14 protein-coding genes are annotated in these 11,352 nt (G+C 62.3%); 13 read left to right on the forward strand and 1 reads right to left on the reverse strand.

Annotated elements, in window-relative coordinates; genetic code table 11:
• Positions 1-80 precede the first annotated feature (80 nt).
• The 6 genes from NMG46_RS27230 to NMG46_RS27255 all read left to right on the forward strand — a co-directional run bounded on the left by NMG46_RS27230 (position 81) and on the right by NMG46_RS27255 (position 4,173).
• Positions 81-653 carry a L,D-transpeptidase gene (locus tag NMG46_RS27230; RefSeq protein WP_254820413.1) on the forward strand — a complete coding sequence of 191 codons (573 nt, stop codon included), beginning with the start codon at positions 81-83 and terminating at the stop codon, positions 651-653.
• A gap of 199 nt (positions 654-852) precedes the next feature.
• Positions 853-987 (forward strand): ABC transporter, encoded by a 135-nt coding sequence (locus NMG46_RS27235; protein WP_254820414.1) that lies wholly within the window; start codon positions 853-855, stop codon positions 985-987.
• A 148-nt stretch (positions 988-1,135) separates the two neighbouring features.
• Positions 1,136-1,708, forward strand: a complete 573-nt coding sequence (locus NMG46_RS27240) for a hypothetical protein (RefSeq protein ID WP_254820425.1) — start codon at positions 1,136-1,138, stop codon at positions 1,706-1,708.
• Between the two features lie 200 nt (positions 1,709-1,908).
• Entirely contained in the window at positions 1,909-2,496 is a 588-nt protein-coding gene (locus NMG46_RS27245; RefSeq protein WP_254820426.1) for a protein-S-isoprenylcysteine O-methyltransferase, read from the forward strand.
• 10 nt (positions 2,497-2,506) lie between these two features.
• Positions 2,507-3,286: a 2-oxo acid dehydrogenase subunit E2 gene (locus tag NMG46_RS27250; RefSeq protein WP_254820427.1), complete on the forward strand. Its 780-nt coding sequence runs from the start codon at positions 2,507-2,509 to the stop codon at positions 3,284-3,286.
• On the forward strand, positions 3,283-4,173 hold the full coding sequence (locus NMG46_RS27255; RefSeq protein ID WP_254820415.1) for an SDR family NAD(P)-dependent oxidoreductase: 891 nt from the start codon (positions 3,283-3,285) through the stop codon (positions 4,171-4,173). Before NMG46_RS27250 ends, NMG46_RS27255 begins: the two co-directional genes overlap by 4 nt.
• A gap of 368 nt (positions 4,174-4,541) precedes the next feature.
• Here NMG46_RS27255 and NMG46_RS27260 read toward each other — a convergent pair whose 3' ends face one another.
• Positions 4,542-5,459 carry a LysR substrate-binding domain-containing protein gene (locus tag NMG46_RS27260; protein WP_254820416.1) on the reverse strand — a complete coding sequence of 306 codons (918 nt, stop codon included), beginning with the start codon at positions 5,457-5,459 and terminating at the stop codon, positions 4,542-4,544.
• A 121-nt stretch (positions 5,460-5,580) separates the two neighbouring features.
• Between NMG46_RS27260 and NMG46_RS27265 the strand changes: the two genes are divergently transcribed.
• The 7 genes from NMG46_RS27265 to NMG46_RS27295 all read left to right on the forward strand — a co-directional run bounded on the left by NMG46_RS27265 (position 5,581) and on the right by NMG46_RS27295 (position 11,131).
• Entirely contained in the window at positions 5,581-6,900 is a 1,320-nt protein-coding gene (locus tag NMG46_RS27265) for an MFS transporter (protein WP_254820417.1), read from the forward strand.
• 107 nt (positions 6,901-7,007) lie between these two features.
• Complete coding sequence (locus tag NMG46_RS27270; protein WP_254820418.1) at positions 7,008-8,192, forward strand: cell wall hydrolase; 1,185 nt, start codon at positions 7,008-7,010, stop codon at positions 8,190-8,192.
• A 255-nt stretch (positions 8,193-8,447) separates the two neighbouring features.
• Positions 8,448-8,846 carry an AtpZ/AtpI family protein gene (locus tag NMG46_RS27275; RefSeq protein WP_254820419.1) on the forward strand — a complete coding sequence of 133 codons (399 nt, stop codon included), beginning with the start codon at positions 8,448-8,450 and terminating at the stop codon, positions 8,844-8,846.
• Between the two features lie 70 nt (positions 8,847-8,916).
• Positions 8,917-9,675: a F0F1 ATP synthase subunit A gene (locus NMG46_RS27280; protein WP_254820420.1), complete on the forward strand. Its 759-nt coding sequence runs from the start codon at positions 8,917-8,919 to the stop codon at positions 9,673-9,675.
• 66 nt (positions 9,676-9,741) lie between these two features.
• Positions 9,742-9,966, forward strand: coding sequence for a F0F1 ATP synthase subunit C (locus tag NMG46_RS27285; RefSeq protein WP_254820421.1), 225 nt, complete (start codon positions 9,742-9,744; stop codon positions 9,964-9,966).
• 81 nt (positions 9,967-10,047) lie between these two features.
• Complete coding sequence (locus tag NMG46_RS27290; protein WP_254820422.1) at positions 10,048-10,629, forward strand: F0F1 ATP synthase subunit B; 582 nt, start codon at positions 10,048-10,050, stop codon at positions 10,627-10,629.
• Positions 10,630-10,639: 10 nt separating this feature from the next.
• Positions 10,640-11,131, forward strand: a complete 492-nt coding sequence (locus NMG46_RS27295; RefSeq protein ID WP_023674071.1) for a F0F1 ATP synthase subunit B — start codon at positions 10,640-10,642, stop codon at positions 11,129-11,131.
• Positions 11,132-11,352 lie beyond the last annotated feature (221 nt).

Below are 11,352 nucleotides of genomic sequence, written 5' to 3' on the forward strand. Positions count from 1 at the left end.
CACAGCGAGACTTGGCGCGCAGGCCTTGGAATGGTAGAGACGAGGGCGGCGGTAGATGACCAGTTTCCTAGCAGGTACAAATGGAAGAACACCACATTGCGCGCCGGGGGCTCGTGCTGGGTAGTCTGGCTCTGATGGTCTCCGGATGTACGTCGATTTCATCCGCGTTCGGACCAAGGCTTGGCCTGAATCCTCGTTACCGACGGCAGCATGTGCGGTACGACGGAAACGAGCCGGCCGGAACGATCGTCGTCGATACTTCGCAACGTTTTCTCTATGCCGTCGAGACGGACGGGTGGGCGACGCGCTACGGCGTCGGCGTCGGCGAGCAGGGACTTTCGTTCAAGGGTACAGCGACCGTCGGCCGAAAGGCGGACTGGCCGTCGTGGACACCCACCGCCAGCATGATGAAGCGCAAGCCGCGCCTAGTGAAGTATGCAGGGGGGGTCCCTGGCGGACTAAACAACCCGCTTGGTGCGCGTGCCCTTTATCTCTATCAAGACGGGCGCGACACCCACTTCCGGATACATGGTACAAACGAGCCATGGACGATAGGCACAGCGGTATCGAACGGGTGCATCCGTATGATAAATGACGACGTCATTGACCTCTACGACCGTACTCCTTTGGGCACGACGGTGGTGGTTGTTTGATGGTGGGCAGGCCTGATCTCCGTTGGATGGTGAACCCTGCCAGCACGTCACCGCAAAGGTGCCGCCGGCAACTGGATGCCAACTGTGTCATTTCTGCACTAGGCGTTGGTGTAGATCGCAGCTAACTTGGTGGGGCTGCATATCGTTTTAGTTGTGGCGATTCTATAGGCTATTCCGCCCCCGGGGAAAGGATTGCTTGATGAACAGGATATTGGTTGCAATGGTTGCTGTGCTCGCCGTTGCCAGCCTGAGCGGCTGCGCGAACGACTGGATCGGCAAAGGAAAGGGTAAGGCTCCGGCACCCGCTCCGGTAGAGGAACCAGTGATTAAGTAAGGACCGGCTTGTATGGGGAAGGGGTGCCAAGCCCTTCCCCATACATACGCAGCCGGGGCTTTGGCCGGCTTCATAGCGTACGGCGCGGTTGGCGGGCATAGGCCGTTATTAGGTCTGTGCATTGTGAAGTTCGGGAATGGACGCGGCGATGACGCTTGTAAGTAGCCGTCTCTTGCTTGTGGCGTTGGTGGCCCTCCCGGCAGCGGCATGTCAGACGAAAGACCTGCCGCCCCAGCCGAATTTCGTATCTTATGCCGATGGCGGAGCTGCGCCTAAAAAAAACGACGAGCGGTACTTCATCGAGTTCCGCTCCCGCTACGCCCTAAGCTACGGCCACACCTACGCAGTTTTTGGGCGCCTGGACCGGGCCGGGAGAATGATCGATCCCCAAGTCGCGGGCCTTCACCCGGCTTCGAACAGTGCGGTTCCCTATGTTCTGGGCCATATCGTGCCGGTGCCAGCCGAAACCGGGTGGAGCGACGGTGATCTGGAAGAACCATACAGATCCGCAAGCTGGCGAATCATATTGACCCGGGCCGAATACGACAAAGTCGTTGCCTACATCCGCAAGCTGCAGGCGAGCTCGCATGTCTGGCAGGCGACGGTCTTGAACTGCAACGGCTTCGTGGCGGACATCGCTCATTCCATGGGATATAAGACTCCCGCCATTCAGCTCCGGCCGCAACAATTCATAACCGAGCTTCGGGAGATGAATACATAACCAAGATTCGAGGGATGAATGGGACCGAATGCGATCGGTACTGCCCCTCCGGCTTTCGCGTGTGCGGACTAACTCGGAGAGGATCGCTGCGCCTGAAGGTAGGCCGGTGACGAAATCGAGGCGATGGGTGAAGTGGCCATACTCAGGGGCAGCTGCTACAGTCGCGATCGCAGAAAGGGCGCTGGTGACCTGAAGTGACCATTGCTTTAGCCTCACTTGGCGAGATCATATGGGTGATCGGCATCGTCGCTTGGTACGTGATCCGGTATCCCTTCGAGCGCCGGGCAAGGCGCGTGCGAATAGTAGCTGGCGGCCGCTCAAGTTCCGACACCGTCGGGCTTGCATCGGCTCTACTTGGCCTGGCGATCCTGCCTGGCTTCTATGTCGCCACCGGCATCCCCGCAGCGGCTGATCATCCGGCCAGCGTGTGGTCGGTGGCGCTCGGAACCATCATCTTCTGCTCGGCGCTGTGGATTTTTCGCTTATCCCACAAGGAACTTGGCCGTAACTGGTCGATTACGCTCGAGATTCGCGAACGGCATGAACTGGTCAGCGCCGGGCCATACGCCTTGGTCCGTCACCCTATGTACACCTCTTTCCTGCTTATGGGGCTCGGCCAGCTCTTTCTGCTGCCGAACTGGGTTGCGGGCATATCGGGTTTGGTTGGTTTCGCAGTCCTTTTCCTGCTGAGAGTGGATAAGGAAGAGCGTATGATGCTGGAGAATTTAGGCTCGCAATACCGTGTCTATATGGAAAGGACCAAGCGAATATTCCCTTATCTTTATTAGAGGTCGTTTTATGCGAGGCCGAGCCCTCAAGCTTTCCGCGCCCCGGCGCCTTGTTGGCGACCTGATGAGGTTTTCGATCGGCGTGCCACGGGTCGCGGTGCAGCGTCAGATGAACCTCGGCCCACTCGTAAGGGCTAGAATGGCGCAGCAGACCAGGCCCTCGTGGACCGCGATCTTCCTGAAGGGATATGCGCTTCTCGCCCTAGAGATACCGGAGCTGCGGCGCGCCTATGTCAAGTTGCCCTGGCCGCAGCTTTACGAGTATCCGGCAAGCGTAGCCTCGATTGCCCACGAGCGCGAATATGATGGCGAGCCGGCCGTTCTGCTGAGCTGCATCAAGCGCCCGGAGCGCTACTCCATCACGGAACTTGAGCGATCCATCCACGCGGCTCGATCACGGCCGATCCTGGAGGTCCCGGAGTTCCGGCGTGCCTTGCGCATGGCAGGTGCGCCCGCGCCAGTCAGGTGGCTGCTTATGTGGTTAGGGTTGAACATCGCCCGGCAAAGGTCAAATTACTTCGGTACCTTCCAACTGTCCGTCTATTCTGGTCTCGGTGCGGAATCACTCAACCCGCTGACACCATTGACCACGCTTCTCAACTACGGTCCGATCGGCAAAGACGGATCGGTGAATGTCCGCATCCACTACGATCACCGGGTCATGGATGGAGCGAACGTCGCACGAGCACTGGAGAGATTCGAAAAGATTCTGAACGGCACTGTCGCCAATGAAGTGGTGCTGCTCGGTCAAGGTGTTTCCGCTCCTGCAAGACAGAGGAACGCGACGTGATTTCGCACGGTGAATTCCGGCCAGCTATCGTCGTGATTGGCGGCTCGGGTGGAATTGGCCGGGCGATCGCGAGCGTCGCTGCAAGGGAGCGCGGTGCGGTTGTGCTGGTTGCCCGCTCGCCTGAGGGTTTGGCCGCCGCGGCGTCTGAGGTTAGGGAGGCCGGCGGCGAGGCATTCACGCTCGAGTTGGATCTCGTGGCAGGCGATGCGCCAACGCGCCTGGAGGGCTTTCTGTCCGCACACGGCCTGGTCTGTGATGTCCTGGTCAACAGCGCCGGCTATGGCCTGCGGGGCGCGACGACGGCGCTGCCTATTGATGGTCAACTCGGCATCATCGATCTCAATATACATTCTCTCACAGAACTGACCCTTCATTTTCTCCCGGGAATGGTGGCACGCCGACGGGGCGGGGTGCTCAATCTCAGTTCCGTGGCCGGGTTCGTTCCCGGGCCTTATATGGCTCTGTACTTCGCTAGCAAAGCTTTCGTGCGCTTCTTCTCAGAGGCGCTTCACCAGGAATTGCGCCGAACCGGTGTGACGGTCACATGCGTTGCACCAGGCCCGGTGTCCACGGAGTTTCTCGCAAGATCAGGCGCCAATCAGACGGTGCTCTTCAACATCTTGCCCAAGGTGGATCCGAAGTATGTGGCCGAACAGGCGTGGCGAGCGTTCAAATCCGGTCGTCGCCTCGTCGTACCGGGAATCTCGGGCAAGTTGGCTGCCCTTGTGGCAGCGCTCCTGCCTTCCGCGGCGCTGCTGCCCCTGGTCGGCCGGCTGCAGCGCGGCGGCAATGATCAATGTCCTTGCGGTTCAGGTATGAAGTTCAAGAAATGCTGCGGTACCCGCCAGATTCAGCTACGCCGGGGCCCTCGGGGAATTATCCCCTGACCGGACCAGCACGTCACCGAAAAACCTCATTGAAACAAGAGACCGCTCGCCGATGACGGGCGTTAAGTAAGCATGTTGGTAGCATAGAGGCGAGGCTTTCGACATGCCCGGGCGCGCCGATCCGCATCGCTTGCGCACCTCGGACACCGGTTCGCCGGCCGGGGGAGATTGGCCGTTCCCTCCGCTTTTAGCCAATCTCCGACGCCGAAAGACGGGTGGGACGGCGAAGCTGCTAATCTCCCCCTCGAGCGGCCCTCGAGGGGGAGATATCCGGCAGGACAGAGGGGCGCGCGAGGGATCGCCAGCATTACTGCTTCTTCGACAGACTAAGTTATGGAGCGCCCTGCGGCCCTTTCGGCTCGTCTGCGCTAAGCCGCTTTCCTCAGACCATCCGCGTCGCCACTTCCCGGCAACGCTTCGAGCGCCGCCTGCAGCAGGATGTCGCCAAGCCGCGCCGCTATCGGGTCGGGCTCGGCCTCCTTGCGATGCAGGAACAGCGCCATCTTGGGCAAGGCGGGAAGCCCGGCGATCTCCGGCGTCGTCGCCCTGACGCTGGCCGGCAGGCCGATATCGGTGCGGATCGTCAGTCCGAGCCCCGCGGCGACGGCTGCCCAGATGCCGCCAAGGCTCGGGCTGGAGAAGGCCATCCGCCATGCCAGGCCGGCGCGGTCCAGCGTCTCGGTCGCCACGCTGCGCAGCAGGCACGGCGCTTCGAGCGCCACCAGCGGCAACGGCTCGCCATCGCGCAGGCAGGTCTCGATCTGTTTTGCCGGGCCGATCCAGCGCATCTGGACGTCGGCGACATGCCGGCTGTAGGGCAGCGTCGCGCCATTGTGCCAGGCAAGCGCGATATCGAGGCTGCCCGAAATGATCCTTTCGGCAAGCTCATGGCTGCGTGCGATCCTGGCCTCGATCTTGACCTTGGGATGGGCGCGGGCGAAGCGCCCGAGCACCTCCGGCAGCACCGCCTCGCCGAAATCCTCCTGTAGCCCAAGCCGTACCCAACCCTCCAGCTCGACATCGTGGATGGCGGACGCGGCCTCGTCATTGAGCTCGATCAGCCGGCGCGCGTAGCCGAGCATGGTCTCGCCCGCGTCCGTCAGCGCCAGGCCACGCCCAGATTTGCGGAAGATCGGCGTCGCCGCCTGCTCCTCCAGCTTCTTTAATTGCGCACTGATTGCCGAGGTCGAGCGGCCGAGCCGGTCGGCGGCCTTGGCGAAGCTGCCCAGCTCCATGCCGGCAACGAAGCTGCGCAGAACGTCGAGATCGAATGTCACGCGTCGCATAGCAATAATCCTGATATTTGGGACGTTAACTGAAAAACTTCCTGATATTCAGTACGAAGTTATGGCGGTAGAGACAGCGCGTCAAGAACCGAACGCAACCAGCCCATGCAGGAGCTGAACCATGTCCGCTGTCGCCACACGAGCAGATTGCAAACCGCGTCGCCCGGCCGCCGTTACCACCCTGTCAGAGGCGGCGGTGCTTCGACCCAATCATCGCTGGAAGGTGCTGGGCATCGGCGTCGCCGCCAATGCCTGCTTCTCCGCGACATTCTCCGGCATTCCGGCCACGGCGGTGTTCCTGCGCTCGGGCTATCATCTCTCCAATGGCGAGCTCGGTCTGGCGCTTGGCCTTCTCGGCTTGGGCGTGGCGCTGAGCGAGTTGCCGTGGGGGCTGCTGACCGATCGCTGGGGCGACCGCCGCGTGCTGCTGACCGGGCTCGGCGCAACCGCGGTGTGGCTGCTCGTCATGGCCGCGCTGGTCGTGCCGTCACCAACCCAAATTCCCGGCGTCGCGCTTCTCGCCGCTGCCCTGCTGGTCACCGGATTGCTCGGCGGCAGCGTCAACGGCTCCAGCGGCCGCTCCATCATGGCCTGGTTCGGCGAAGGCGAGCGTGGCTTTGCCATGAGCATCAGGCAGACGGCGGTGCCGCTTGGCGGCGGGCTTGGCGCGCTGGTGCTGCCGTCGCTCGCTTCGGCCCATGGCTTCACGGCGGTCTTCGGATTTCTGGCGGCTGCATCCGCCGTCTCGACCTCACTCGCCTGGCGCTGGCTGCATGAGCCGCCGGCGCACGACCATGCCCATTCGAGCAGCGCGGCAAAGCCGGCCGGCCCCGCGCCGCTGCGCAACCCCGCCGTCTGGCGCATCGCGACAGCCATCGGCCTGCTGTGCTTCCCACAGGTGGCCGTGCTCACCTTTGCTTCCGTCTTCCTGCATGATTTTGCCGGCATGGGAACAGCCGTGATCAGCGCCAGCCTGGCTGCCGTGCAGGTCGGCGCCATGGTCATGCGCGTCTGGAGCGGCCGCTACACCGACCGTCACGGCAACCGCCGGTCGTTCCTGCGTCTGTGCAGCATGCTGAGCGTGGCCGCCTTCACCGTGCTTGCGGCGCTCGTCTTGTTTTCGGCCCAACTCTTGTCAGGCCAAGCGCCGATGCTGTCGCTGGCGATCGTTGCGATGCTCGTCGTGGCCGGCATCTGCGTCTCCTCCTGGCATGGCGTCGCCTACACCGAGCTTGCGACGCTGGCCGGCGCCAGCCAGGCCGGAACGGCGCTCGGCCTTGCCAACAGCCTGGTCTTCATTGCCTTCTTCCTGGTGCCGATCGCCATTCCCGGGCTTCTCGTGCTCTGCTCGTGGGCAGGCGTCTGGCTGGGTGCGGCTATTTGCGCGCTGATCGCCTGGCCGATCTTTCTTCCGCCAACGGACAGCCGCAAAAGCGCCTGACTTCGACACGAGATGGGAAAACAACGTTCTAAGCTGTTAACGCCCCATCAAGGTTAATGCATCATTGTAGCTCTCCAGTGGGGTCCGTTGCGTTTCTGGAGAGTTCCGTGCATCGACGTGTTTTGACGCGGCTTGTCGCCGCCGCCGGTGAGAAAAAGCGTTCCTTCCTGTCTCCGTTTATTATTGGCCTTGGCATCTGGATCGGCTTTCCGACGGTCGCTGCCTATCAGGACATGACAAGCCTGGTCTCCGGCCTGGAGGCGCCGAGCGTCCGCTGGAACGCCTATGTCGAGAAATCCATCGCCGGCTCCGTTCACGCAGCCGAAATGCCCTTCCTCGATTCCAGCAGCACCGGCTCGCTCTCCGGCTCCGGCGTCCAACTGCCCGGCATCGGCGCCGTTTCGTTTCGCGGCAAGGGCGGCATCGCCGGCACGACGCCGGACGAGAACCGCATCACGCGTGCCGACAAGAAGGGTCGCATCATCCAGGTCTCGCCCGTCTCGCCGCCGAAGAACTTCAACGCCGGCTCGATCTTCGAGCGAACCTCCTCGCTGCTGCGCCCAAGCATGGACAGCAGCCTGAGGATGGCCTTCGCCCAGCCCGAGATCAAAGGCAAGGAAATCCAGATCGCGGCCTCCTTCCACACGCGCGTCGACAAGAAGCCGGATTCCGGCGTGCCGGCGATGCTTGCCGCGCTGGTCAACAACGATCATCCCGACGTGCTGGCGACCGCCTATGCCTCGTCTGCCCCCGATTACGCCAAGGCATCGCCTTTCGAGGCCTTGCTGCAGGACGAGGACCCGAACGATGGCCGCTTCATTCCGCCGCTGAGCAAGGGCGATCATTCTTGGATGCAGACGCCGCTGCCGGCGAGCGTCTTTTCCAAACCGGAGCAGGCCTGTCTCGCCAACGGCATCTATTTCGAGGCGCGCGGCGAGTCCGTGCGCGGCCAGGCCGCCGTCGCCCAGGTCATCCTCAACCGTGTCCGAAACCCGGCCTATCCGAACTCGATCTGCGGCGTTGTCTACCAGAACGACAACTGGTTCAACCGCTGTCAGTTTTCCTTCGCCTGCGACGGCAGGAAGAAGCGGATCGACAACCCCGCTGCCTACAAGACCGCCCAGGATGTCGCCATGGCCGTCACAGCCGGCAAGATCTTCATTCCGGAAGTCGGCTCGTCGACCCATTATTACGCCAACTACGTCCATCCGGGCTGGGCGCGGACGATGCAGAAAATGACCAGGATCGGCCTGCACATCTTCTACCGCACCTATGGCGGCGGCTGGAGCTAAGCGCTCTGGCGGCCCTTGCATCTTTCCCGCGAGAGCGGCCGATGGAAGACGCATCGCCGTGGGGATTCGGCCGCAGCCCGCCGGAGACCGCGTCGGGCACGATGTCGCACCCAGGCAAGTAGCTGATTCATAACGAAAAAATACTTGAGCTCGAAGGTCCGCCCGTGGCTTGACGGGCGCGGACCCTCTAACTATGTTGCCGGCGACTTTAAGAAGCGGACGGACGGTGACGGTCTGACCGGGCAGGGGGGTTGCGTGGCCGACAAGAATGGGCCAGACGGAACCGGCAAAACCGGCCGCGGCAAGCAGCATGAAGCCGACATCCGCGACGACGATCTTGAGCGCCGCCGGCGCGACCTTGAAGCATCGCTTGCGACAAGGCGGCCGGATCGGCTCGAGGGGAAAGACGACGCGAAAACGGGCAGTGTGGCCGGGTACGGCCAGGCGCTCAAGCTGTCCAGCGAGTTCATCGCCGGGATAGTGGTCGGTGCGGCTCTCGGCTGGTTTATCGATCGCGTGGCGGGGACATCGCCGTGGGGTCTGATAGTCGGGCTGCTGCTGGGTTTTGGCGCCGGCGTGCTCAATGTCCTGCGGTCAGCCGGGCTTGTGTCGGAATTCGGAACGGGCGACAAACCGCGCGATCCGAAAGAATGAATTGAGGCGCCGCATGCCGGCGCATTGAACAGAGTGCTGAAGCCGTCTGCGGCTTTGATGGGGATTTAAAGTGGCTGCTGACAAGGTCGATCCGATCCACCAGTTCCAGATCCATCCGATCATTCCGATTCACATCGGCGGCTACGACCTGTCTTTCACCAATTCGGCTCTGTTCATGCTTGCGACGGTTGCCGTCGCGGCGGCGTTTCTCTATCTCAGCACATCGAGCCGCAGCCTGGTTCCGGGCCGCCTTCAGTCGGTCTCGGAAATGGCCTACGAATTTGTCGGCAATATGCTGAGAGACGCCGCGGGCACGCAGGGCATGAAGTTCTTCCCGTTCGTGTTCTCGCTGTTCATGTTCGTGCTTGTCGCCAACCTGCTTGGCCTGTTCCCGTATTTCTTCACCGTCACCAGCCACATCATCGTCACTTTCGGCCTCGCCGCGCTGGTGATCGGAACGGTCGTCGTCTACGGCTTCATGAAGCACGGCCTTGGCTTCCTGAAGCTGTTCGTCCCGCATGGCGTGCCGGTCTACCTGCTGCCGCTGGTGGTGCTGATCGAGGTGATTTCCTTCGTCTCGCGTCCGGTCAGCCTGTCGGTTCGTCTGTTCGCCAACATGTTGGCCGGCCACATCACGCTGAAAGTGTTTTCGGGATTCGTCGTCAGCCTGAGCGCGCTCGGCGCGGTCGGCGTGGCGGGCTCGGTTCTACCGCTGGCGATGGCCGTGGCGCTGACGGCGCTGGAGCTGCTGGTCGCGTTCCTGCAGGCCTACGTCTTTGCCGTGCTGACCTGCATGTATCTCAACGACGCCCTGCATCCCGGGCACTAACTAGGTTCCGGCATTGCCGCCGGATCGAATTTGCAACGGAATTTTAGATCCAAAGGAGTTGAACAAATGGACGCAGAAGCAGCAAAGTACATCGGCGCCGGCATCGCATGCCTCGGCATGGGCGGCGCGGGCGTTGGCCTCGGCAACATCTTCGGCAGCTATCTGGCGGGCGCGCTGCGCAACCCGTCGGCCGCCGACGGCCAGTTCGGCCGCCTGATTTTCGGCTTCGCCGTGACCGAAGCGCTGGGTATTTTCTCGCTTCTCATCGCGCTTCTCGCCCTGTTCGGCTGAATATTTGTTCGGCTGAACATTGGGAAGAATAGAACAGGCCGGCCGCGATCCTGCGGCGGGCCTGAATTTCGGGGATAGTCCATGTTCGTGACATCTGCCTTTGCGCAAGAGTCCGCGCCCGCCGCAACGGAAGCCGACACGCACGCCGCCACCGGCGTGCCTGCCGAGGCGCACGGCACGTTCCCGCCATTCAATCCGGCAACGTACCCGTCACAGCTGGTGTGGCTGGCAATCACTTTCGGGCTGTTCTACCTCTTCTTGAAACGGGTAGTGATGCCGCGCGTTGGCGGCATCATCGACGTTCGCAACGACCGCATCACGCAGGATCTCGATCATGCTGCCCGGCTGAAAAGCGAGGCCGATGCCGCCGTTGCCGCCTATGAGCAGGAATTGGCCGAAGCCAAGGGCAAGGCAAATGCGATCGGTCAGCAGGCCAACGATGCGGCCAAGGCGGAAGCCGAAGCTGCCCGCAAGACGATCGAGGCAGCGCTTGACCAGAAGCTTGGTGAGGCCGAGGCGCGTATTTCTTCCATCAAGGCCAATGCCATGAAGGAAGTCGGCGCGATCGCCGAGGACACCGCTTCGGCCATCGTCGAGGCGCTTGTCGGCGGCAAGGCCAGCAAGGCCGAAATCGCGGCCGCGGTCAAATCCGTGGCCGGGTGAGGAGCGCATCATGGACGCCACATCTCTCGCGACGCTTTGGGCAACGGTTGCCCTCGTAATCTTCCTCGGCATCGCCATCTACATCAAGGTGCCGGGCATGATCGCCAAGGCGCTCGATGCGCGGGCCGACAAGATCAGCTCCGAGCTCGAGGAGGCGCGCCGGTTGCGCGAAGAGGCACAGCAGCTGCTTGGCCAATACCAGCGCAAGCGCAAGGAAGCCGAGCAGGAGGCGGCGGCCATCGTTGCCGCCGCCAAGCGTGAAGCCGACATGCTTGCCGCCGAGGCGCACAAGAAGACCGAGGACTATGTCGCCCGGCGCACCGCCTTGGCCGAGCAGAAGATCGGCCAGGCCGAGCGCGAAGCGATCGGCGAAGTGCGCGCCAGCGCTGTCGACATCGCGGTCGAAGCCGCGCGCGCGCTGCTGGCCGGCAAGATCGACGCCAAGGCCGGCGCCGACCTGTTCAACGCCTCCCTGCAGGATTTGAAGTCGAAGCTGAATTAAACGACTTCGTCGAGAAATTCATCGAAAGCCGCCTGGGAAACCTGGCGGCTTTTTTGTCGGCGAAAGCGGCAGAGCGCATAATCTCCCCCTTGAGGGCAGGGCTATCGCATATGAGTGATGGCATTGATGAGATAGTCGTCGTTCCAGGCGCATTTCTTGATGCGATGGCTGATGGGGACTTTGGCAGCATCGGCGGCCTGAAGGATGTTTCTGGCGAGGCG

Origin of the sequence: Mesorhizobium sp. LMG 17147, from assembly GCF_024297145.1 — a bacterium.
Lineage (GTDB): Bacteria > Pseudomonadota > Alphaproteobacteria > Rhizobiales > Rhizobiaceae > Mesorhizobium.